The 21,089-nt window shown below is 67.0% G+C and carries 22 protein-coding genes, 1 tRNA gene and 1 other RNA gene; 11 read left to right on the top strand and 13 right to left on the bottom strand.

The genetic code is table 11. From position 1 onward, the window contains the following. Nucleotide 1 precedes the first annotated feature (1 nt). Complete coding sequence (gene tgt / locus ACFV2O_RS03870) at nt 2-1,261, top strand: tRNA guanosine(34) transglycosylase Tgt (RefSeq protein ID WP_379249962.1); 1,260 nt, start codon at nt 2-4, stop codon at nt 1,259-1,261. A 62-nt stretch (nt 1,262-1,323) separates the two neighbouring features. Here the strand turns inward: tgt and ACFV2O_RS03875 are convergent, their stop codons facing one another. Next, nucleotides 1,324-2,103 carry a queuosine precursor transporter gene (locus ACFV2O_RS03875; protein WP_356963389.1) on the bottom strand — a complete coding sequence of 260 codons (780 nt, stop codon included), beginning with the start codon at nt 2,101-2,103 and terminating at the stop codon, nt 1,324-1,326. A gap of 29 nt (nt 2,104-2,132) precedes the next feature. Here ACFV2O_RS03875 and ACFV2O_RS03880 point away from each other — a divergent pair, with 29 nt between their 5' ends. Further along, complete coding sequence (locus tag ACFV2O_RS03880; protein ID WP_356963390.1) at nt 2,133-2,651, top strand: DUF4190 domain-containing protein; 519 nt, start codon at nt 2,133-2,135, stop codon at nt 2,649-2,651. A gap of 60 nt (nt 2,652-2,711) precedes the next feature. On the opposite strand, the gene ACFV2O_RS03885 is transcribed toward ACFV2O_RS03880, so the two are convergent. The 4 genes from ACFV2O_RS03885 to ACFV2O_RS03900 all read right to left on the bottom strand — a co-directional run bounded on the left by ACFV2O_RS03885 (nt 2,712) and on the right by ACFV2O_RS03900 (nt 5,653). Continuing rightward, nucleotides 2,712-3,104, bottom strand: coding sequence for a hypothetical protein (locus ACFV2O_RS03885; protein ID WP_379249964.1), 393 nt, complete (start codon nt 3,102-3,104; stop codon nt 2,712-2,714). 359 nt (nt 3,105-3,463) lie between these two features. After that, nucleotides 3,464-4,150, bottom strand: a complete 687-nt coding sequence (locus tag ACFV2O_RS03890) for an RDD family protein (RefSeq protein ID WP_379249966.1) — start codon at nt 4,148-4,150, stop codon at nt 3,464-3,466. A gap of 46 nt (nt 4,151-4,196) precedes the next feature. Beyond that, nucleotides 4,197-5,114, bottom strand: a complete 918-nt coding sequence (gene gluQRS, locus ACFV2O_RS03895; protein WP_379249968.1) for a tRNA glutamyl-Q(34) synthetase GluQRS — start codon at nt 5,112-5,114, stop codon at nt 4,197-4,199. Between the two features lie 56 nt (nt 5,115-5,170). Next, nucleotides 5,171-5,653 carry a DUF309 domain-containing protein gene (locus ACFV2O_RS03900; protein ID WP_356963394.1) on the bottom strand — a complete coding sequence of 161 codons (483 nt, stop codon included), beginning with the start codon at nt 5,651-5,653 and terminating at the stop codon, nt 5,171-5,173. Nucleotides 5,654-6,076: 423 nt separating this feature from the next. On the opposite strand from ACFV2O_RS03900, the gene ACFV2O_RS03905 reads away from it, so the two are divergent. Continuing rightward, a complete protein-coding gene (locus tag ACFV2O_RS03905; protein ID WP_356963395.1) occupies nt 6,077-6,286 on the top strand; it encodes a DUF397 domain-containing protein in 210 nt (69 codons plus the stop codon). A 96-nt stretch (nt 6,287-6,382) separates the two neighbouring features. Here ACFV2O_RS03905 and ACFV2O_RS03910 read toward each other — a convergent pair whose 3' ends face one another. Next, nucleotides 6,383-8,023 carry a cytochrome bc complex cytochrome b subunit gene (locus ACFV2O_RS03910; RefSeq protein ID WP_379249970.1) on the bottom strand — a complete coding sequence of 547 codons (1,641 nt, stop codon included), beginning with the start codon at nt 8,021-8,023 and terminating at the stop codon, nt 6,383-6,385. A 165-nt stretch (nt 8,024-8,188) separates the two neighbouring features. On the opposite strand from ACFV2O_RS03910, the gene ACFV2O_RS03915 reads away from it, so the two are divergent. Next, a complete protein-coding gene (locus tag ACFV2O_RS03915) occupies nt 8,189-9,688 on the top strand; it encodes a WS/DGAT domain-containing protein (protein ID WP_379249972.1) in 1,500 nt (499 codons plus the stop codon). Nucleotides 9,689-9,700: 12 nt separating this feature from the next. Here ACFV2O_RS03915 and ACFV2O_RS03920 read toward each other — a convergent pair whose 3' ends face one another. From ACFV2O_RS03920 to ACFV2O_RS03930, 3 genes are all read right to left on the bottom strand, one after another. Then, entirely contained in the window at nt 9,701-10,339 is a 639-nt protein-coding gene (locus ACFV2O_RS03920; RefSeq protein WP_379249974.1) for a hypothetical protein, read from the bottom strand. Nucleotides 10,340-10,439: 100 nt separating this feature from the next. Beyond that, nucleotides 10,440-10,919, bottom strand: a complete 480-nt coding sequence (locus tag ACFV2O_RS03925) for a hypothetical protein (RefSeq protein ID WP_379249976.1) — start codon at nt 10,917-10,919, stop codon at nt 10,440-10,442. Nucleotides 10,920-10,931: 12 nt separating this feature from the next. After that, nucleotides 10,932-11,069, bottom strand: coding sequence for a hypothetical protein (locus ACFV2O_RS03930; RefSeq protein WP_379249978.1), 138 nt, complete (start codon nt 11,067-11,069; stop codon nt 10,932-10,934). A gap of 66 nt (nt 11,070-11,135) precedes the next feature. Between ACFV2O_RS03930 and ACFV2O_RS03935 the strand changes: the two genes are divergently transcribed. After that, complete coding sequence (locus ACFV2O_RS03935; RefSeq protein ID WP_379249980.1) at nt 11,136-11,420, top strand: hypothetical protein; 285 nt, start codon at nt 11,136-11,138, stop codon at nt 11,418-11,420. A 226-nt stretch (nt 11,421-11,646) separates the two neighbouring features. On the opposite strand, the gene ACFV2O_RS03940 is transcribed toward ACFV2O_RS03935, so the two are convergent. Further along, nucleotides 11,647-11,731: transfer RNA gene (locus ACFV2O_RS03940), tRNA-Ser, on the bottom strand. 128 nt (nt 11,732-11,859) lie between these two features. Between ACFV2O_RS03940 and ffs the strand changes: the two genes are divergently transcribed. Both ffs and ACFV2O_RS03950 read left to right on the top strand, forming a co-directional pair. Beyond that, an RNA gene (gene ffs / locus ACFV2O_RS03945) (signal recognition particle sRNA small type) lies at nt 11,860-11,954 on the top strand. 214 nt (nt 11,955-12,168) lie between these two features. Then, nucleotides 12,169-13,458, top strand: a complete 1,290-nt coding sequence (locus ACFV2O_RS03950; protein ID WP_379249982.1) for an aminotransferase class I/II-fold pyridoxal phosphate-dependent enzyme — start codon at nt 12,169-12,171, stop codon at nt 13,456-13,458. 228 nt (nt 13,459-13,686) lie between these two features. Here ACFV2O_RS03950 and ACFV2O_RS03955 read toward each other — a convergent pair whose 3' ends face one another. Together ACFV2O_RS03955 and ACFV2O_RS03960 are read right to left on the bottom strand one after the other, a co-directional pair. Further along, on the bottom strand, nt 13,687-14,127 hold the full coding sequence (locus tag ACFV2O_RS03955) for an SRPBCC family protein (RefSeq protein ID WP_379249984.1): 441 nt from the start codon (nt 14,125-14,127) through the stop codon (nt 13,687-13,689). Nucleotides 14,128-14,135: 8 nt separating this feature from the next. Then, nucleotides 14,136-14,942: a methyltransferase domain-containing protein gene (locus ACFV2O_RS03960; RefSeq protein WP_379250147.1), complete on the bottom strand. Its 807-nt coding sequence runs from the start codon at nt 14,940-14,942 to the stop codon at nt 14,136-14,138. 173 nt (nt 14,943-15,115) lie between these two features. Here ACFV2O_RS03960 and ACFV2O_RS03965 point away from each other — a divergent pair, with 173 nt between their 5' ends. The 3 genes from ACFV2O_RS03965 (at nt 15,116) to ACFV2O_RS03975 (ending at nt 18,145) form a co-directional block, all read left to right on the top strand. Then, entirely contained in the window at nt 15,116-15,691 is a 576-nt protein-coding gene (locus ACFV2O_RS03965; protein ID WP_356963408.1) for an HhH-GPD-type base excision DNA repair protein, read from the top strand. Nucleotides 15,692-15,816: 125 nt separating this feature from the next. Further along, entirely contained in the window at nt 15,817-16,527 is a 711-nt protein-coding gene (locus ACFV2O_RS03970; protein ID WP_379249986.1) for a hypothetical protein, read from the top strand. 343 nt (nt 16,528-16,870) lie between these two features. Further along, nucleotides 16,871-18,145 carry an ROK family protein gene (locus ACFV2O_RS03975; protein WP_356963410.1) on the top strand — a complete coding sequence of 425 codons (1,275 nt, stop codon included), beginning with the start codon at nt 16,871-16,873 and terminating at the stop codon, nt 18,143-18,145. A gap of 62 nt (nt 18,146-18,207) precedes the next feature. Here the strand turns inward: ACFV2O_RS03975 and ACFV2O_RS03980 are convergent, their stop codons facing one another. Next, complete coding sequence (locus ACFV2O_RS03980; RefSeq protein ID WP_379249988.1) at nt 18,208-19,839, bottom strand: DUF2207 family protein; 1,632 nt, start codon at nt 19,837-19,839, stop codon at nt 18,208-18,210. A 352-nt stretch (nt 19,840-20,191) separates the two neighbouring features. Here ACFV2O_RS03980 and ACFV2O_RS03985 point away from each other — a divergent pair, with 352 nt between their 5' ends. Further along, on the top strand, nt 20,192-21,046 hold the full coding sequence (locus ACFV2O_RS03985; RefSeq protein WP_356963412.1) for a neutral zinc metallopeptidase: 855 nt from the start codon (nt 20,192-20,194) through the stop codon (nt 21,044-21,046). Nucleotides 21,047-21,089: the final 43 nt, after the last annotated feature.

The raw sequence follows: 21,089 nt of genomic DNA on the forward strand, positions 1-21,089 counted from the left end.
GGTGTCCGGTCCCGAATCCTTCTCCTTCACCGTCGGTACGCGCCTGGACGGGCGGCACGGCCGGTCCGGTGTGATGGCCACGCCGCACGGGCCGATCGCCACGCCCGCCTTCATCCCGGTGGGCACCAAGGCGACGGTCAAGGCGGTCCTGCCGGAGACCATGCGGGAACTCGGCGCCCAAGCGCTGCTGGCGAACGCCTACCACCTCTACTTGCAGCCGGGCGCCGACATCGTGGACGAGGCGGGCGGGCTCGGCGCGTTCATGAACTGGCCGGGGCCGACCTTCACCGACAGCGGCGGGTTCCAGGTGATGTCACTGGGCGTCGGGTTCAAGAAGGTGCTCGCGATGGAAGCGGTCGACGTACGCAGCGACGACGTGATCGCACCCGGCAAAGAGCGGCTGGCCACCGTGGACGACGACGGTGTCACGTTCCGCTCCCACCTCGACGGTTCGGTGCACCGCTTCACGCCCGAGGTGTCGATGAACATCCAGCACCAGCTCGGCGCCGACATCATGTTCGCGTTCGACGAACTCACCACGCTGCTGAACACCCGCGCCTATCAGGAGCAATCGGTGCAGCGCACCCACGAGTGGGCGCAGCGCTGCATCGATGAGCACGAGCGGCTGACCGCCGCGCGCACGCACCGGCCGTATCAAGCGCTGTTCGCCGTCGTCCAAGGCGCGCAGTACGAGGACCTGCGCCGAAAGGCATGCCGCGGACTCGAGTCGATTCGCGGAAACGCGGGAACGGGATTCGACGGTTACGGCATCGGCGGCGCGCTGGAGAAGCACAATCTGGGTGCCATCGTCGGGTGGTGCTGTGACGAGTTGCCCGAGGACAAACCGCGCCACATGCTGGGCATCAGCGAGCCGGAGGACATCTTCACCGCCATCGAGAACGGTGCGGACACCTTCGACTGCGTGAACCCGTCCCGGGTCGCCCGCAACGCCGCGATCTACGTCGACACCGGCCGGTTCAACATCAACACCAGCCGCTTTCGTCGCGACTTCACCCCGATTGATGAGAACTGCGACTGCTACACCTGCGCCAACTACACGCGCGCCTACCTCCATCACCTGTTCAAGGCCAAGGAGATGCTCGCCGCCACGCTGTGCACGATTCACAACGAGCGGTTCACGATTCGCCTGGTCGACCGGATCCGCGAGAGCATCGAGGGCGGTTACTTCGATGAACACAAGGCGCAGACACTGGGCCGCTGGAGAAGTAAGAAGGGCGCGGGGCACGAAGTGGATCGGTAGCTCCGCGAAGTCTTCGATCGTCTCTCGTGGCCCGCGCCCTCTTGGGTTTGCCGGGGATTTCGTCAGGTGTGCAGCGGATCCACTTCGGTCGGCGAGTAGCTCGGTTCGTGCTTCTTGAGCAACGCGATCACTCGGTAGGTGATCGGGAGCACGAACACCTCGCAGAGGGTCTTCCAGATGAAGCCGACGATCACATAGTTGATGAACTGCTGCCAGGTATCGATGCCGATGGCGCCCGCGGCGATCGAGCAGAAGATCAGCGTGTCGGCGAACTCGCCGACGATGGTCGATCCGATCAGCCTGGCCCACAGGTACTTTTCCTTCGTCCGCTCCTTGATCAGCACCAACGTCGCGGAATTCAGCAGCTGGCCGACGAAGTACCCGGCCAGGCCCGCGATGACGAGCCGAGGCGTCGTCCCGAGGACGGTGCGGAACGCCTCTTGGTTGTCGTAGAAGCTCGCGGCGGGCAGCCGGATCGCGATGGCGAAGCACACGACCGTCAGCAGCAGGGCAGCGAAGCCGTAGTAGATGGCCCGCCGGGTGGCGCGGAAGCCGTACACCTCGCTCAGCACGTCGCCGAGGATGTAGGCCAGCGGGAACAGGAAGAATGCGCCGTCGGTGGCGATCGGAAGGATTTGCAGCGGCCCCAGCGACACCGATCGGTCGCCGAAGAACTCCACCCCCTTGGTGGCGCAGATGTTGGAAATGATCAGGGTTGCCGTGAAAAGGGCCACGATCGGTGCGTAGTACCCCCGCGCTACCTGGGCAAATGCCGCGTGGTCCGCGGGGCGTCCAGGCCCGCCGTGCTCTTGTGTGGTTTTCGACTCACTCACCCGCATCATCCAACCAGGTTGTGGAATACGCTGTAGCAATGACGAATCCCGGGGACTCCGACGAGTGGTGGAAGCAGTACGGTGGCCAAGGCGTGTCGCCGGAGTCCGGTGGACAGAATTCGGTCCCGCAATACCCGAGCCCGGAGCAGCAGCCGTCGGGCTACCCGTCGGCGCCGCAGTACCCGGTGCAGCCGCCTTCGCAGCCGATGACGCCGCCCCCGCAGCCGCAGTACCCCTCCTATCAGCAGCCCGCGCAGCCGTATCCGCAGCCGCAATACGGCTACCAGACTCCGTACCAGCCCTACGGAGTCCCGGCGCAGGGCACCAACGGCATGGCGATCGGTGCGCTGATCTCGTCGCTGGTCGGGTTCGTCACCTGCGGGCTCGGCTCGATCGTCGGCATCATCCTCGGCGTGATCGCGTTGAACCAGATCAAGCAGAACGGCCAAGAGGGCCGCGGTATGGCGCTCGCGGGCATCTGGATCGGCGTCGGCGCCATCGTGCTCGCCATCCTGTGGTTCGTCGTCGTGATCATCGCGGGGACGACCAGCGCGTAGTTCACCGTACGAGTCGAGCCATCGAGGTGCCATTCGCGAACGAATGGCACCTCGTCCGGCTCACGCGCAGTTGTAGGTCCCGCGTGTGACTTCCGTCGTCCCCGCGAACGTGAGGCCATGGGGAATGAACCTGATGCCGACGCAGTTACCGTTCTCGTAGTAGGTACCCGCGTCGACCGCGATGTCGGTCGCGACGAGCGCGATCACTCCCGCGCAGACGGTACCCGCCACATTGAGGGGAGCGCAGATCAGGCCGGAACCGGCACCTACCAGCCAGCTCTTGTCTCTCGCGCTACGTGTCTGCGCGCGATCGAGCCGGACCGTGCAAGTGATGTTCCCGCAATCGCTCTGCGTCGATTGTGCTCCCGCCGCACCTGCCGGCAGGACGGTGCTCATGCCGAGCACCGAGCCGACGAGAACGGTGGCGGCTGCCGCTGATCTGATGATGTTCATACCGAGACTCTCTGTTGTCGCTGCTAACGGGGCCCGCGCGAGGAACTCGAGGCGCTACTCGGTTGCCTGGCCGTACGCAGGCTGACCGGACCCAACAGGTCCACGAAGCCACGCGCTGCCATCTGGCGAATCCCCCCTTGACCTCACTACGCGGCCGCGTGGCCGGAGTGGGTTAGTGCGATCCTACTTTCACGACCCGGACGACGATAGGCATTATCGAGTCGAAGTAGACGTAATTCTCTGTCGGACAGAAGGAATCAGATGTAAGCGGTATGTGATCCTGCTTGTCCCGCAACAAAGAAAGCGGGTGTGCGCTGGTTCAGCGCACACCCGCTTCGCGGTTCCGGGCCTCCGGCGGATCAGGCCTTCACGACCTGGGTGCCGCCGGCGAACTTGTCGTGCCAGCCCTGCTTGTTCGGGTCCTGCTCGATGGTGATCGCGATGTAGATCGCCAAGCCGAACGACGCGAGGCCGCCGATGCAGTAGACGATGTTCAGGGCGACGAAGAGGTTGCGCTTGAGCGAGGTCTGCGGGTCGATCTTCGCCGCGCCACCGGGAGCCAGGATCTTCAGTCCGAGGATCTTCTTGCCGAAGGTGGCGCCCTGGGAGGTCTCCAGCAGCACGTAGTAGCCGACGATGACGACGTAGGCGATGGCGGTGGCGAGAATGCCGCCGACGAAGCCGCCGATGCCGTACGCGACCAGCCAGTAGACGATGCCTGCCGGAATGCCGCTGAAGATGGCATCGAGAACGCGTGCGCCGAACCGGGTCAAGAGGTCGCCGGGTTGTCCGCTGTAGTTGTTGAACCCGGGCTGCTGCGGGTACTGACCGTAGGGTTCCTGCCCGTACTGGGGCTGCTGTCCGTATTGCGGCTGCTGCTGGCCGTACTGGGGCTGTTGCCCGTATTGCGGCTGCTGCTGGCCGTACTGGGGCTGCTGCCCGTATTGCGGCTGCTGGCCGTACTGGTCGCCCCCCTGGGGGTACGGCTGGCCGTACGGCTGCCCGCCCTGCGGATACTGGTTGGGGTCGTACCCACCGCTTGTCATAGTTGTTTGTCCTCGTCGATTGATCAGTAGTTGGACGATGCGTACGTTACGGACATGGGCTGCTTCGCAACAACCCGTCCACGTCGAATACCGACGGTTCACGGGGTAGCCGCCGGGTGTCGAAACGCTCGAGTAGCTCGGACGACGATGTCGCGGTGAAGCCGAGCGAAGCGGCCAGTGCCGAGACTACTTCCTCCGGCGTGTTGCCGAGCGCCAATCGTTCGCGGAGTGTCACCGCCCCATCCCGTTTCGCCAGCCGCCGCCCCTCCGAATTGAGCACCAGCGGCACGTGGGCATAGTGCGGCACCGGCAGATCGAGCAGCGTCGCGAGGTATGCCTGTCGCGGGGTCGATGGCAGCAGGTCGTCGCCGCGAACCACTTGGTCGACGCCCTGCGCCGCGTCGTCCACCACGACGGCGAGGTTGTAGGCGGGGATGCCGTCACCGCGCCGTAGCACCACGTCGTCGACCGGGCCCCGGTAGCGACCGTGCAACTCGTCGTACACCTCGAACTCGGTGGCCGTGGCGCGCAGCCGGAGTGCGGCCGGGCGGCCCTGCGCGCGCAACCGCTCGCGCTCCAAGGGAATCAGGGTGCGGCAGGTTCCGGGATAGGCGCCCATCGGTCCGTGCGGCGCCGTCGCTGCTTTCTGTATCTCCCTTCGCGTGCAGAAGCATTCGTAGGTGAGCCCGGCGGCGGTGAGACGTTCGATGGCCGCCTCGTACTGCGGCAACCGATCGGACTGTCGTACCACGGGCCCGTCCCAATCCACGCCGATCGCGGCGAGATCGTCGAGCTGCCGCTGCTCCGCACCGGGCCGCACTCGATCCAGGTCATCGATCCGGAGCAGGAAGCGGCGGCCGGTGGAACGAGCGAATGCCCAGGCAAGCAGTGCGGTGCGGAGATTGCCCAGATGCAGGTCCCCGGACGGGCTCGGCGCATACCGGCCCGCACCCGGCTCAGGCACGGGCTCGTCTGATGGACGATGAGAAGCGCACCCCGGCCATGGTAGAAGCGAGGCGATCAGCCGCGCAGACGCGGCCGCAGGTCGGCGTCCGCCGGTTCGCCGCCCGCTTCCAGCGTCGCGAGCAGAGCTTCGGCGTGGGCGATCAATCCGGGTAGGTCGATATCGTAGGGCGCCTGCCCGCTCTCCGGTCGGTATGCCGTCATCCGCGACACCGCGCGGGCGAGCAGTGTACGCGCCCCTTTGGGATTTCCGCGCTGTATGTGCGTCAGACCGACAGCGAACTGCGCGAGCGCCTGCCACAGCATCCGCTCGGCGAACGATCCGTTCTTCCATGCGGCCTCTAAAACCTCGTGTGCATTGAATGCGAGTCCCTCGTCCAGCAGTTGCTGGGCGAAGGTCAAGGTTTGCTGGGGTGGAAGATCGAGATCATCCGGAATTCGGGCAACTCCGGTACTGCCGGGAGGCAGCGGACGCCCGAGGCGGTCGCGCGGACGGGCATTACGGGCGCGACCTGCGTCGTCTCGATCGCGTTCGACCATAGGTTCCATCATGCACGGCCGCTGTGCCGCCGTCGACGCGGCCCTCGGCCGGAGGGGAATTGTCAGCCGATAACAGAGCAATCACATCCGTTAAAAACATTGTGGTACGCCAGTGTTTGGAATGAATACCCAGGGTCGGCAATGTTCCCGCAACCCTGTTGCTTCGCAAACGTGTGTGGTTGCGATGATTGAATAGGCAAGAGCCGGGCAAACTTTCGAAGGACCTGCTAGTGTTACCGCGCGGGGACGGGCCCCGCGCGAGGTTAATTTCCTCTCGAACTCGATGTGCGATATCGACGCACCGGGAAAGTGGGCTCCGGCAAAAGGTGCACCACGGGATTCGGCTTTCCAGTCGGATACCGCTGCTAGCTGGAACGATGTCAGGAGAAATCTCGCTCTCGACGCAGCAAAGGAGCTAGTACCGTGGAGGTTGGTTGGACGGGCGCTGTATGGCGCAAGAGCACATACAGCGGTCCGGATGGCGCGTGTGTGGAAGTCGCTTTTCTCGTCGACGGCCGTGTCGCGGTTCGTGACACCAAAGCCAGTGGACGTGGTCCGGTCTTGGCGTTTGCGCCGGGTGAGTGGGATGCATTCCTAGTGGGGGTCTCGACGGGAGCATTCCGGTGCGGCTGAACTGCTCCGGAATCGCCTGAACAAGGCAAAGCGGGCCCCGGGTCGTATCGGACTCGGGGCCTTCGCGGTTTTCCGGGCGGGTCGGGTGCCGAATGTTCAGTGGGCGGAACCGTTTCCGTCGCCGTTCGCCCGTTCCTGAACCTTGCGCAGCACCGCGAGTTGCTTGCGTTCCTCTTCGTGCTCGATCTCGAAGTGCTGCGCGCTCTCGTCCCGCGGATCCGCGCGCAGGAAGCTGCCGGTGCCCGGCTTGCCCGCCGCGCCCAGCTTGCTCATCTTCTTCGGCACGGGCGCGCCCTGGTACTCCAGCGGAACCGGGTGGCCGTGCTTGTCCACCGGGCCGAGCGGCTGGTGGACCTCGATGTACTCGCCGTGCGGCAGGCGCACGAGCACGCCGGTCTCCACCCCGTGGTCGAGCACGGCCCGGTCGCTGCGCTGCAGGCCGATGCAGATGCGGTAGGCCAGGAAGTAGGCGATCGGGGGCGCGAGCAGCAGGCCGATGCGTCCGGCCCAGGTCGTCGCGTTGAGCGAGATGTGGAACTTGTACGCGATGATGTCGTTGACGCACGACAGCGTGAGCACCGTGTAGAACGCGATGGCCATCGCGCCGATGGCCGTGCGAACGGGCACGTCGCGGGGGCGTTGCAGCAGGTTGTGGTGCGCGCCTATGTCGCCGGTGAGCCGCTTCTCGATCCAGGGATAGGCGATGAGGACGACGAAGACCAGCCCCATGATCACGGCGACCCAGAAGACGGCGGGCACGGTGTAGCGGCCCAGGTACAGCTCCCACGGCGGCATCAATCGCGCCATGCCGTCGGTCCACATCATGTAGAAGTCCGGCTGCGAACCCGCCGACACCTGTGACGGGTTGTACGGACCCAGGTTCCAGATCGGGTTGATCTGGAAGATGCCGCCGAGCAGGCCCACGATGCCGAGGGTGAAGGCGAAGTACGCGCCTTGGTCGGCGGCGAACACCGGCACGATCCGGGCGCCGACCACGTTGTTCTCCGTGCGGCCGGGCCCGGGGAACTGGGTGTGCTTCTGATACCACACCAGCGCTACGTGCGCGGCGATCAACGCCAGGATGATGCCGGGGAACAGCAGCACGTGCGCGACGTAGAGCCGGGGAATGATGATGTCGCCGGGGAAGTCGCCGCCGAACATCAGCCAGTGCAGCCAGGTGCCGATGATCGGGATCGAGATCGTGATACCGGAGAACGCGGCCCGCAGGCCGGTGCCCGAGAGCAGGTCGTCGGGCAGCGAGTAACCGAAGAAGCCCTCGAACATCGCCAGGATCAGCAGCAGTGAACCGAGCACCCAGTTCGCCTCACGCGGCTTGCGGAACGCGCCGGTGAAGAAGATGCGGAACAGATGCACGATGATCGAGGTCGCGAACAGCAGCGCCGCCCAGTGATGCACCTGCCGCACGAACAGGCCGCCACGAACCTCGAAGGACAGATTCAGCGCCGTCTCGTAGGCGCGCGACATGGTCACGCCGCGCATCGGCTGGTAGGAGCCGTTGTAGACGACCTCCGTCATGGACGGGTCGAAGAACAGTGTCAGGTAGACGCCCGACAGCAGCAGGATGATGAAGCTGTAGAGCGCGATCTCGCCGAGCAGGAACGACCAATGCGTGGGGAACACCTTGTTGATCGACCGCTTGACGAACGCGGCGGCCTTATATCGCTCGTCCGCCTCATCGGCTTGGTTGGCGATTCTGCGAGCTAGATCTATAGCCATGGCCGACACCCCGCCTGGGTGAGTGGTATCCGTTCCTACTACAGACGGTAGCAGAGCTGCGTGGCGGAATCGATGGGATTTTCCGGACGGAATTGTGGAACAAGATCATTCACATTGCTCCGGCCCGCCGGAGGCGATCCGGTCCGAGTCGATATCGTTTTACCTGTGAGCGCGATGGCACCGCAGGACGCGACGATGTATTGGTTGTCCGAACGTACGCGCAACGACCTTTTTCTGTTGTATTGCTTCGCCGATCGTGGACTGCCCACGGTGGAACTGCGCGCCGCCGTCGCCGAACGGAGCGCACGGATCGCCGACCTTGGGGTCCGGCTGCGCGAACTGCCCGCGGACATCGATTACCCGATGTGGACCCGATGCGAATTCGGCGCCGAGCAATTCGTGGAACACGAACTGCCGGAGCGCAGTTGGTCGTGCTTGCTGGAGGTCCTCGGCGATCTGCTCGGCACCGGAGTCGATGCCGCCGTGCACCCGTGGCGGCTGCACGTGTTCCGTGCCATCGCCGACGCGCCGGGGCTGGGCGGCGAGCCCGCGCTGGTGGCGGTGCTCCAGATGTCCCATGCCCTGGCCGATGGGCGGCGGTCCTCAGCGATCGCGCGTGCGCTGTTCTCGGAGACTCCCGCGGTCGAAGACGGAAGCCGGACAGCGTCGGCGGCGCCCGAAGCGGTGGGTTCGGCGGCGGACGCCAGGACCGCGCCCGGATCGCGGCTGGAGACCCTCGCGCGGTGGCCGGAGGTCACGGCACGGGCGCGGACGATCGGTGACGCGGTGTCGGCGGCCGGGGTGCTGGTCGACTCGGCGGTGGGTGTGCTGCGCATGCCGGTCCGGGTGGCGGCGACCGCGGTGCGCGGCTACCAGGCATTTCGGGCGCAGCGGCGGCTCGCGGAACTGACCGAGTCGGGTGAAGTGCCGCCACCCGCAGCCGGTTTCCCGCCGAGTGTGCTGAATCGGTCTTCACCGCAAGGCATCTCGCGGCACGAAGCTCGAATGCTGGTGTTCCCCTCCGCCGACTTGCGGGTGTCCGGCCGCACCGTCACGGTGGTCGTCTTGACCGCGGTGTCGCTGGCGCTCGCCCGCTACCTGGCCGAGCTGGGCGAGCCGGTGGAGCGGCTCGGTGCGCAGGTGCCGATGGCGCTTCCCGAAGCCGGCCGCGCACGCAACAACTATCGCGGTCTCGGCGTCGACCTGTTCATCGACGAGACCGATCTGCGCCTGCGCGCCGACAAGATCGCCGCGGCGCTCGCCGACCGGCGCGTCCGCGCACAGCACCCGCTGCTGTCCGCGCAGGGCCGGGTCACCGCGGCCATGCCGGCCCCGCTGCTGCGCCGCGACGTGGATCGCTACCCCCTCGACGCCGTGCCCGACTCGATCGCGGGCCACACCGTCGTCTCGAGTGTCGACCGTGGTCCAGCCGATCTTTCGTTCGGTGGCGGCGCGGTACGGTTCACGGCCGGGTTCCCGGCCCTCGGTTCCGTCATGCACCTCACCCACGGCGTGCACGGACTCGGCGACACCGTCACCATCTCGCTGCACGCCGACCCGGCGGTGCTGCCCGACCTCGACGCCTACGCCGCCCACCTGCGTGCCGCGCTGCTCGAAGCGCACCTCACGCGGGTCGACTCCGCTCCGGCGTCGCCATCGGTGTGACGAGCCCGCCGGTCAAGAACGGACGAGGGCCGGCTGCGGCGCGGCCTGGTGCACTTCGGCGGAGATCTTGATGTCCAGTTCGAGCCGGGTGGCGTTGATGACCGAGCGCTCCTCCTCGACGGTGTTCTCGATCGCCCGCGACCACAGCGCCTGGATCTCGGTGATCTCTTCGGCGGTGGCCTCGCCGTCGAATTCGATCCGGCGGCGCTGCAAACTGATGTTGAGCGCCGCGGTGAGCGTGCGCATCAGGTCCTCGCAGCGATTGGGGATCTTGCGATGCGACACGACGCGCAGGTTGCTGATGTAGCCTCGCGAGCCGGTGATGATCTGCCGGATCTCCGTATCGACCTCATCGAGCTCGTCGGCCTCCCAGAGTTCGCAATGCAGCAACTGCTGGCGGACGTCGCTCGAGATGGACAGCACGGACGAGACCGCGGTCAGCACCGATTCCCGCCGCCACTTGTCGTGCTCGCGCCGCTCGGCCGCCGCGTTGGTCGACTCCACATTGCGCTGCGCCGCGTCCAAGGTGACCCGGTTCCGCTCGTCCGCGGCGGTGAGCGCCGCACGGTTCGTGCGGTTGTTGACCAGCACGCCGACCAATGCCGCAATGGCAACGATGAGAGAACCGAAGAGCGGGAGCCACTGAGTCACGGAGAAGATCATTCCACCGGAATGGGCAGTCGCACAGCCCAGATCGGACGAACTGGGCTCGTCCGGCAACTCCGAGGGGAATCCGAAAGCTCGACCGGTGTCAGTCCCGTGCGGCGCCGTTCGGCCACACGACATCGACCGGCACACCACGTTCACGCGCGAGCTCGACCACTGTCCCGGTGCCCGCCTTCTGCCCCGCGTCGCCATCCCACACTGCGATCAGTCGATCGACCGACCCGACCACGACATCGTTGGCCGCCTCGTACGCTTCCCGGCCCGCGTCGTCGAAATCCAGCACGCGCACGGTGGTCGCGCGTTTCACAAGCTCATCGAACAGTTCGGCGTGATCCGGTTTCACCTTCCGCTCGCGGTAGTTCCGGGACGGCAACACCACCTCCAGCCGGCCGCCCGCATCGAGGACCGCCCGTGCGAACACCGAATCAGACCCGCGCGCAATACAACTCACCCCGACCAGATCGCTCGGATCATGCTCATCGAGCAGCGCGCACACCGCGTCGTACACCAACGGTGCCGTAGCCTCGGTGATGTTCATATGCCCGGTGACGCCGATCCGCACCATCCCGATGTGCTCCTATGCTGTCGCGGCAACCAGTGGCCGCATCCGCTCCCGCAACTCGACCACCGCGCCCACCGTCACGAACTGCCCGGTGCGGTTGTACACCCTCGCCAGCTTCTTCGCGACACGGTCGGACGCGGTTTGCTCGACCACTTGCAACGCAGTATGGCCGGCGCGAAGAAACCGTGACCGCCATCCTCCAGTGCTAGGTTCACTCCGATGAAGCTGCTCGTTATCACTAGCGGCCCTCCGACATGGTCCACTCGCTGGTTTCTGTTGCGCCGCCACATGCACGCCTGGTTCCGGCGCGAATCCCGCGAGCCCGGCTATACCGGTGAGGGCCAGTGGCATCCTCACCGCGAATACGGCGGTTGGGTGATCCGTCCGGCCACTGGGTGGCGTCGGTTCCGCTGGATAACCCCGCCCCTGCACTACACGCGCACCATCCCCGCCGACGACATGTACGCCCTCGGCACGTGGATGTCGGAGAAGCTGGAGAAGTAGACCGGCACACCGGATACAGCGATTCGGCCCGCGCCCGAATCAATGGAGGCGGGGCGCGCTATTCGTCGGACAGGCTGTCCGACGCTGGTCGCGGAGTCGGCATCTGCCCGCCGGGTCACCCTCCAGAGGCGCTACGACCGAGCCGACATCTCTTCGATGCGTTCGGCCGCCGATGAGAAAAGGCCTGGTCAGAACGGGGTAAAACCGTCCTGACCAGGCCCTTCAGCGGAGGATAGGGGATTTGAACCCCTGAGGGCGTTAACCCAACCCGCGTTCCAGGCGAGCGCCATAGGCCACTAGGCGAATCCTCCGTGGAGCAGCATACCGGTAGCCCCCGGCCGGTCGCCAAATAGGTGGGGTGACGTGGGGGAAGTGCCTGGTCGGTCGGGGGTGGTGGACCCGGAAGATGGGTTTGCGGGCCGGAGGCGCTACACTGGCCGACGGATCCCGCGCGGCGCGCATCCTGTGAACCCCCCCAGGGCCGGAAGGCAGCAAGGGTCAACGGGCTCTGCCGGGTGCGCGGGGTCCCCTTTCATTGGCCTCGTGCGGTGCCCGGCCGGTGCGGGCGCGGTTCGGTTTCGCCTCTGCATCCCGCCCTCGGATAACGCCTCCAATTCCAGCCGCTGCACGGGTAACGTGAACACCGTCCGCGGGTGCACGTGCGTCTGCGCGGACAACTGTTCGGTCGCCGCCGCACATCGGTCCGGCCAAACCCATCGTCCCCTCGCTGCTTGAAAGGCTGCCCAGGATGCCCCGGCAAACGCAGATCGGTTTGATGAGCCATGAGGAGCTCGTGCTCGAGCACGACACCCAGACCGCGAACTACGCGACGCTCAAGACCGAGAAGCTCACGCTGGACCTGACCCGGGGAAAACCTTCGCCGGAGCAACTCGACCTGTCCGCCGAACTGCTGCACCTGCCCGGCGACGGCGATTTCCGTGACGGCACCGGCACCGACTGCCGTAACTACGGTGGCCTGCACGGTCTCCCGGAACTGCGCGCCATCTTCGGCGAGCTGCTCGGTATCCCGGTGGACAACCTGCTCGCGGGCAACAACGCCAGCCTCGAGCTGATGCACGACGTGATCACCTACGCGATGCTGTACGGCACCAATGATTCCGAGCGCCGCTGGGCCGCCGAGGACACGCTGAAGTTTTTGTGCCCCGCCCCCGGTTATGACCGGCACTTCGCGATCACCGAGGCGCTCGGCTTCGAGATGATCCCGATCCCGATGCGCCACGACGGCCCGGACACCCACGCCATCGCCGAGTTGCTGGCGAGCGACCCGCAGATCAAGGGTCTGTGGGCGGTGCCGAACTACTCCAACCCGACCGGCGTCGTCTTCTCCGAAGAGGTTGTCCGCGAACTCGTTTCGATGCCCGCCGCAGCGCCCGACTTCCGGTTGTTCTGGGACAACGCGTATGCGGTGCACCCGCTCACCGACACCGCGGCCCCGGTGATCGACGTGCTCGGGCTGGCCGCCGCCGCCGGAAATCCGAACCGCCCGTTGGTGTTCGCATCCACCTCGAAGATCACCTTCGCTGGCGCGGGCGTGAGCTTCATCGGCGGTTCCACCGCGAACCTGGACTGGTACCTGAGCCACGCCTCGAAGAAGAGCATCGGCCCCGACAAGATCAACCAGCTGCGCCACCTGCGTTTCTTCCGCGATGCCGACGGCGTGCGCGCGCACATGCAGAAGCACCGCGCCATCCTGGAGCCGAAGTTCGCCCTGGTGCTGAAGATCCTCGAGGACCGCCTCGGCGCCTCCAAGGTGGCCTCCTGGACCGAGCCCAAGGGCGGCTACTTCATCAGCCTCGACGTGCTCGAGGGCACCGCGGCGCGGGTGATCGCCCTCGCCAAGGACGCGGGCATCGCGCTCACCGCGGCCGGTTCGGCCTTCCCCTACCGGAACGATCCGGAGGACAAGAACATCCGGATCGCGCCGAGCTTCCCGAAGCTGCCCGAGCTGGAGAAGGCGATGGACGGGCTGGCCACGTGCGTGCTGCTGGCGGCCACCGAGAAGCTGCTCGGCAAGTAGGAGCAGACCCCAACGATTGATCGCCCGGCACGGATTTCGTGCCGGGCGTTCCCGTTTGTATCGAACGCCGGAGGCGCGGCCGAAACGAAGGAGACAGTGTTCCGATCGAGGCGGGACGGCTGGCTGCGCTGCCGAAGAGCCCGCTTCGAGCCGTGCTGCGACGCGCGCACCACTGGCGGCACTGGCGGAAACCGCGCCGCGAACGGGACCCTGACCGAGGCCCGACGCCTACCCGGTCTCCAGCAGTTCCTTCAGCCGCGCCAGGTCCGCGCGATTCGCCCGCCGGATCGCTGCTTCCAGCACGGGCGCGGCCAGCCTTCGCAGACCCCTCGGCTCGCCCCGGTTGCGCAGCGTCATGCGGGTACCGCCTTCGGACGTATCGGCCCAGGTGTAGGTGGTCTCCATCGGAAACGGACCTGTCACGGCACGCATCACCAGCCGCAGGCCGGGCGCGTAGTCGGCCACCTCGTAGGTATAGGTGAGCCTGCCGCCGAGAAAGTGGGCGACGAACGTCATCCGCGAGCTCACGCGCAGCGGCGGCTCCGTTTCCCACGTGACGCTGTGGATGCGCGAGTACCAGGCCGGAGCGTGCCCCGGATCGGCCGAGTACGCGGCGACCAGCTCGCGCGATCGGTTGATCACGACGTCGGTCAGCACGTCGACGGCCATCGGCCGGGTCAGCGGGGTTTGTGCGCGAGGACGGCGAACATGGTCACCGAGAGGTGGATGTCGCCATTGGCGGCGCCCGCGTCGAGGTCGGCGAGTAGGCGATCGCGCTCCGCCTCGGTGATCGCGCCGCGCGCGACCGCCATCGCCGAGATCCTGGTGATCAGCGAGCCCGCGCCCACGCTGCGGTCCTGCACCAGGGCCTCCGAGCCGATGTCGTCGACCACCAGGCCCGCCTTGGTGAGCAGGCCGGGCAGGCGACGGCCCGACAGCGGATTGGTGGTCGCCGACACGAGTGTCTCGATCACCTCGCGGACAACCCGCCGGTCACCGGGGTGCACGATCGCCGTGCCCCAATCGCTGTCCACCACGACCACGCGGCCGCCGGGACGCAGCACGCGGGCGATCTCGTTGGCCGCGCGGGCGGGGGCGGTGAGGTGCTGGAAGACGCGCTCGCACAGAACGGCGTCGAAGCAGTCCGCGCCGAACGGCACGCCGTAGGCATCCCCCGAGTGGAATTTGGCCGTCGAGCCGGCCTGAGCGGCACGGCGCTCGGCGGAGGCGAGCAGCTGCGGGTCCGGCTCGACGCCGACCGCGCTGCCGTTCGGGCCGACCGCTTCGGCGAAGGTGATGACCTCCGACCCGGTGCCGGAGCCGATGTCCACGGCGTGTTCGCCGGGCCGCAGCGCGAGCGCTTCGTGCGCCCAGGTGCGCAAGCGGCGGATACCGGGCAGCGCGGCCTGTAGGTCGCGCACGTCGACGAGCTGGTCGTGGCCTGCCCGGTCGAACCGATCGGGGCGCAATGCGTAGGTGTTCATGGGCCCGTGTCCATCCCTGGCCGTTGCCGTCGTCTTGGTCGGTGTCGCCGTCGTCTGAGGCATGGCCTGGAGCCTACGCGGCAGGTCATCTACCCGCGCGTAGGGGATGTGAGGTGGGTCACTATGGTCGATGACTAGTCTGGTACTGCCCGAATAGACGGAGAGGCGGGACAGTGACGCGCACGCTGTGCCTGGCGCAGGACGCCGAGGCGGACCGGCTACTGACCGAGGACCATTTCGCCACGCTGCTCGGCATGCTGCTGGACCAGCAATATCCGATGGAGCACGCCTTCCGCGGCCCGAAGAAGATCGCCGACCGGATGGGCGGCTTCGACATCCAGCGCATCGCCGAGGCCGATCCGCAGGAGTTCGAGGATCTCGCCGCGACCCCGCCCGCGATCCACCGCTACGGGCGGTCCATGGCCCGGCGCGCCCAGGAGTTGGCTCGCTACGTCATCGAGCACTACGACGGCAAGGCCGAGAACATCTGGACCGCGGGAGACCCGGACGGCAAGGAGGTGCTGCGCCGCCTGCGGGACCTCCCCGGCTACGGCGAGCAGAAGGCGAAAATCTTCCTGGCCCTCCTGGGCAAGCAACGTGGCGTGCGGCCGGAAGGCTGGCGCGCGGCGGCGGGCGCGTACGGCGACGAGGGCTCGCGCCGTTCGGTTGCCGACGTTACCGACGCCGAATCCCTCGCGCAGGTAAGGGAATTCAAGAAGCAGGCGAAAGCGGCAGCCAAAGCGAAGTAGTGCGGTGACCGTAACTCCCCGGTTGCCTATTTGAAATCGCCCTGCGTTTTTTCCTCGTTATCGCAGAGTCGGTGCCCGATGCTTTTGGCTGGTACGGCTCCACCTGAGATGAGGGATTGCAGGACATGAGGATGAGGAAGCTCGCCGTGGTGGCGGCGCTGGTGACCATTGCGACCGGAGTGGCCGCTGGTACGTCCGGTGCCGCCCCGGCAGAAGAAAACGCGGAAAGCGCAATCAATTTCACCGCGCACGCGACCGATACCCAGTCGATCATCGAAATCGACGCGGGCTCGCTGGTGGTCGAGAACGAGGTGCTCGAGGTGAAGGCCTCCAACGGTACCGTGCTCGCCGCGCAGCCGCTGCGGTTTCAACTCGACGACTTCGAATTCCCGATCGCCGCAGCGGTTTCCGGCCGCACCGCGACGCTGACGCCGGTGTTCGACCGGGAACACGCGGTCTACAAGCCGGTCGCTCTGCCGTACGAGGACAAGGCCCCGTGGAAGACCGAGTACGACCGTGAGGTCGCCGCTTGGACCCGTCTGACCAGCACGATCTCCGCCGGTGCGACCATCGGCACGCTCGTCGGCGGCCTGGCGGGCGGCGCCATCGGCTGCGTGCTCGGCGGCATCGCGGGGGCGACCGTCGCCTCCGCCGCGATCGTCGGCCTGTTCGGCGCGTTCATCCCGGCCGCGGCCATCGGCTGCCTCGGCGGCATCGTCGCCGTCGGCGCGCTCGGCACCCTCGCGGGCCAGATCCTGATCACCGCCCCGGTCGCCATCGGCGCCGCGATCCAGTACTTCACGACGATCAATCAGCCGTTCGTCGCACCGAAGTAATCCTTCCGCGTGAAAAGACTCCGCTCTGCCCGTCTTCCGGGTGAGCGGGGTCTTTTTCGCGTGCTCGCGACCTGGGGAAACAATGTGCGTGTGCACACAGCGGCGCGTCGAGGGTTGGTGCGTCGGGCAAATCGGTGTTAATTTTAATGACATGTCTGCCGGCCGATGGAACCTCCTGCGCGTCACTTACGTGACCGCCGCGTTGGGTCTGCGGCTGCCGTTGACACGCGAACTGTGTCGCCTCTCTTGCTGCAGCTGAGCTGTTTTTCCTGCTCGTTTGCTGCCTCGCCGCCCATGTAGGCATGTCCCGTTCGATTACGGGACTTCAGCAAGGATCTGCACAATGTCCCTTCCCACCCTTGAACGATCCGTCTCCAGGGTTGCGGGCAGCCGTGCCCGCGTCCAGCGCCCGGTTGTCGCCCCCGAGCTCCGCATCGGCGACAATCCGGCGGCCGCGGTGCTGCGCTCCGCGACCGGCGGTCCCGTCTCCCGCGACAATGCCGCGCGCACAACGGGTTTGAGCATCGCCACGGTCAACCGCCAGGTCTCCGCACTACTCGCGGCCGGCCTGCTGCGGGAACGTCCCGACCTGACGGCCTCGGGTGCGGTCGGACGCCCCCGCGTCCCCTTCGAAATCGATCACGACGCCTACCTGACCATCGGCATCCACATCGGCGCCGCGGTCACCAAGATCGTCGCCGCCGATCTGCGCGGCCGCATCCTCGGCGGCTTGGCCATCGCCACGCCGCAGACCGGCCAGGAATTCGCCACCACCACCGTCGCCCGCAGCGCCAAGGCGTTCCTGCAGCGCTGGCACCGTCGCAAAGCGCTGTGGGCCGGTGTCGCGATCGGTGGCCGAGTCGACCCGCTGACCGGCGTCGTCGACCACCCGAAGCTGGAATGGCGTGGCGCGCAGGTGGGTTCGGTGCTCGGCGAGGTGCTGGAGTTGCCCGTCTCGGTCGCGCCGCACGTCGAGGCGATGGCAGGCTCGGAGTTGTTGCTGCCCACCGGTGAGCCCAAAGACCAGGCCCGCGTCGAGCGGGGCAGCAGCCTGTATTTCTACGTGCGTGAAACCGCCGGTATCGCGGTGACTTTGGACGGTCGCGTGCACACGCCGAGCAACGGTCCAGGATCGATCGCGCACCTCCCCACCGGTTCGGACGTCGAATGCACCTGCGGACGGCGTGGTTGCTTGGAGGTGACCGTCGGTGATCGGTCGCTGCACTCCAGGGCCGTCGGCCGCGGCATCATTCCGGCGCACAACGGAACCGCGGGCTCGACCATCGCGGATCTGTATCGCGCGGCGGAGGCAGGTTCGGAATCGGCGCGCGAGCTGCTCGCCGAGCGGGCCACCATCCTCGGCCACACCGTGGCGATGGTGCGCGACATGCTCAACCCTGATCGGGTGATCCTCGGTGGCCAGGCCTTCACCGGCTATCGCCCGGCGGTAGCGCATGTGGCGCGCGCGTTCAACCAGGGTTCGACGCTGCCGCCCACCGATATCCGCATCAGCGGATTCGGTGGCAAGGTACAGGAATACGCCGCCGTGGTGACCTCGCTGAGCGTCCTCTACGCCGATCCGCTGGCCGCAGTCCGGCGAACCGCGTTGACCGACTGAGCAATACGACGAAGGGCGACCGGACGTGCTGTCCGGTCGCCCTTTTCGTGCGTGTGGGTCGTTTACCGATGCGGGTCGCCCGCGTTCGCGAACAAGCCTTCCAACGCCGTGATGAAGAACGGGAAGTGGCTTGCGAAGCGTTGCAAGTTGCGGTCGCGTTCGAAGCCGCCGAACCAGTAGAGGCCCGGTTGCGCGTCGGCCGACGGATCGAGGTCGCGGAAGGCGCGGATCCAATTGTCGGCCCGCGCACCGAGCACCGTGAACGGCAGGGCGCGAGAGAACACGGTCTCCTGGTCGATCGGCGGGATATGTTCGCGCCGCGTGGTCTCCAGGCCGCGCTGGAGCGCGCGGATCTGCCGGGCGAGTTCCAGCCCCCGAGTCGTCCGCACCGGCAGGTACTTCGGGGAGAGCAGAGTCGCGACACCGCCGAGCGCGATGGCGACACCGACCAAGGCGTGCCCCGAGGTGAGCGCGAGCGCTACGGTCACCGCGATACCCGCGACCACCAGCGCCCCACCGAGCCACACCGCGATGCCGGGACGTCGGCGATCGAGGAAGTTGCCGCGGGCGACGGCGTCGGCGATCAGTGCGGCGCGAACCGGACCGGAGGTCATCCGGCCCGGCGCGCGCAGCTCACCCAGTGTCACCGCGTCGGCGCCACCGGGCAGCAATGTCTCGTAGACGGCCTTCTCGTAGTCGCGCAGCTGATCGTCGGGCGTATTCACCCGGGTGATCCGCCAGTCGCTGTCGCTGAGCGGCGTGATCCGGATGTACCGGCGCACCGCGAGATCCACCACAGTGGCGGCGACGTCGACCGGATCGACATACCCGTCCAGCAGCAGGCCTGCCTCGCCGGGCAGCGCGCCCTCGGGTGAGGTGAACTGCACTCGATCGCCTTCGCGCAGCAGCGGGTCGATCGTTTCCGTGCCGCCGCCCACCGTCGCGTCCTGGCGGCGGGCGCGCAGCACGAAGACGACCAGGATCGCCAGCGCGAGCAGCAGGACACCGAACGCCACGAGCACCGGGGCGGTGATCGCGAAGGGGCCCGCGTCGCCGCCGCCGCGCACGTCGGCGTTGCTCGGCACGGTGCCGGGCGGCAATTGCAGCGTCAGGTCGATCGCGTCGCCCTTGTGCAGGTCGGTTTGCTCGAGAAAGAGGACGCCGTCGGACTCGATCTTGACGTCGGCGCACGGGCGGGTGTTGCCGGGCGGCCCGAGTTTGCAGTCTACGATGCCCATTTCGAAGCTCGGGCTGATCAGCGAGGCGCTGATGGACGCGATGTCGGCGCCCAGCACGCCGAGCCAATGGAACACCTGGGTGCCCGGCGCGTCACTGACGGTGTTCTGCACGGAGTACTGGAAGGTGGACTTGCCCGGCCGCGCCTCGATGGTGAACTGGTCGTTTGCGACCGTCGCGGTGCCAGGGCCTTCGGTGTTCACATCGGTGACCCGGAACACGCGCTCGGCATCGTCGCTCACCTTCAGCCGTAGTGGAAGCGACATCCGGAACGATCCGTCCGTCGGCACCGAAATCTGTTCGACGACCTCGAGGACACCCTCGCGATTCAGCTTCAGATCGGCGGTGATGGTCACGCCGTCGGGTGCGGGCTGGGCTTGGGCGACCGGGGCCGCCGCGAACATTGCCGCGATGGCGAGAAGCAGCACGCCTAGGGCGGCCCCCCGAAAAGTCAGCATGGCTGCCTACTTTAGACAGCTTGCTATTCTGCGTCAGCGGCTGTCGGCGATCACTGAGACGAGGGGGTACGGGGGCGTGACACAACCACCGTACGGACACGGACCGGTCCCGCACAGGGGGCGTCCGGTTCCTCCGCCGCCCGGCTACGGTGCGCCCTATGGACCACGCCCCGGCTACGGTCCGCCACCTGGATACGGCCCGCCACCCGGCTACGGCCAGCCGCCGGGGTATGCCCAGCCCGGTTACGGACCGCCGCCGGGTTACGGCTCTCCGGTCCCTCCGCCGATGCCCTATGGTCCGCCCGGGCGGCCTCCTTACCCGCCGCGGCGCAAACGCGGTGGCGGTGGATGGGTGGTGCTGCTGATCGTCATCGTGTTCTTGGTCGCGGCGGGGCTGGTGCGCAACGCGATCTCGGTGGGACGCGGCGACAACGACGCGTCCGGCCCGCGACCGAGTTTCACGTTCGACGCCCAGCCGGACGGGTCGACCGGACCGTCGGAAACCGGAACCAACCCGTTGCTGACCGATCCGAGCACGACACTCGTTCCGGCGCGATGCGACTACTCGCCGTGGGGCACCCAGGTCGACGCCGCCCGCAAGTTCTTCGAAAGCGCCGCGTCGTGCCTGGAGTCGGCGTGGAAACCCGTATTGCGCGAGGCGAATCTGCCGTTCCAGCCGCCGTCGCTGAACGTCAGCGCGACCACGTCGGGCATAACCACGCCGTGCACCGGCTCGACCAGCAATTTCGCGGCGTTCTACTGCCCGGCGAACAAGACCATCTACATGCCGATCAGCCAGTTGCAGACGGACTACTTCAAGGACAACTGGGTGGTCTACCTGTCGGTCTTCGCGCACGAGTACGGACACCATGTGCAGGCGATGTCCGGCATCCTGCGCAAGGCCAACAGCGATCGGGCCGACGCCGGGCCGCGCACCGCCAAGGGTTTGGAACTGTCCCGGCGAGTCGAATTGCAGGCCAATTGTTTCGACGGCATGTACCTCTCCTCGTCGTCGAAGGGCGGCTCGCTGACCGATCCGCAGATCACCGTGGCCCGCAAGGACGCCTATGGGCGCGGCGACCAAGCCGGGGACATGCGCGACCACGGGTCCGCCGAGAACGGCGGTCAGTGGTTCGAGACCGGACTGAACAAGAACCGTGCGGCCCAGTGCAATACGTTCACCGCGTCGGCGGGCTCGGTCAGCTGACGCGCCGAGCGGGCACGGGCCCCGCGGTGGTCATCCGGTCCGG

Origin of the sequence: Nocardia sp. NPDC059691 (genome assembly GCF_042733915.1) — a bacterium.
GTDB classification, from domain to species: domain Bacteria; phylum Actinomycetota; class Actinomycetes; order Mycobacteriales; family Mycobacteriaceae; genus Nocardia; species Nocardia sichangensis.

Excerpts from the sequence above, each read along its gene's own strand:
- ACFV2O_RS03955 (WP_379249984.1), bottom strand. The coding sequence starts at position 14,127 with ATGGCCGTCGACGTGCTGACCGACGTCGTGATCAACCGATCGCGCGAG.
- ACFV2O_RS03910 (WP_379249970.1), bottom strand. The coding sequence starts at position 8,023 with ATGGCTATAGATCTAGCTCGCAGAATCGCCAACCAAGCCGATGAGGCG.
- ACFV2O_RS03900 (WP_356963394.1), bottom strand. The coding sequence starts at position 5,653 with ATGGTCGAACGCGATCGAGACGACGCAGGTCGCGCCCGTAATGCCCGT.
- ACFV2O_RS03970 (WP_379249986.1), top strand. The coding sequence starts at position 15,817 with ATGAGGATGAGGAAGCTCGCCGTGGTGGCGGCGCTGGTGACCATTGCG.
- ACFV2O_RS03890 (WP_379249966.1), bottom strand. The coding sequence starts at position 4,150 with ATGACAAGCGGTGGGTACGACCCCAACCAGTATCCGCAGGGCGGGCAG.
- ACFV2O_RS03880 (WP_356963390.1), top strand. The coding sequence starts at position 2,133 with ATGACGAATCCCGGGGACTCCGACGAGTGGTGGAAGCAGTACGGTGGC.
- ACFV2O_RS03980 (WP_379249988.1), bottom strand. The coding sequence starts at position 19,839 with ATGCTGACTTTTCGGGGGGCCGCCCTAGGCGTGCTGCTTCTCGCCATC.
- ACFV2O_RS03935 (WP_379249980.1), top strand. The coding sequence starts at position 11,136 with ATGAAGCTGCTCGTTATCACTAGCGGCCCTCCGACATGGTCCACTCGC.
- ACFV2O_RS03885 (WP_379249964.1), bottom strand. The coding sequence starts at position 3,104 with ATGAACATCATCAGATCAGCGGCAGCCGCCACCGTTCTCGTCGGCTCG.
- ACFV2O_RS03950 (WP_379249982.1), top strand. The coding sequence starts at position 12,169 with ATGCCCCGGCAAACGCAGATCGGTTTGATGAGCCATGAGGAGCTCGTG.
- ACFV2O_RS03960 (WP_379250147.1), bottom strand. The coding sequence starts at position 14,942 with ATGAACACCTACGCATTGCGCCCCGATCGGTTCGACCGGGCAGGCCAC.
- ACFV2O_RS03975 (WP_356963410.1), top strand. The coding sequence starts at position 16,871 with ATGTCCCTTCCCACCCTTGAACGATCCGTCTCCAGGGTTGCGGGCAGC.
- ACFV2O_RS03925 (WP_379249976.1), bottom strand. The coding sequence starts at position 10,919 with ATGGTGCGGATCGGCGTCACCGGGCATATGAACATCACCGAGGCTACG.
- ACFV2O_RS03875 (WP_356963389.1), bottom strand. The coding sequence starts at position 2,103 with ATGATGCGGGTGAGTGAGTCGAAAACCACACAAGAGCACGGCGGGCCT.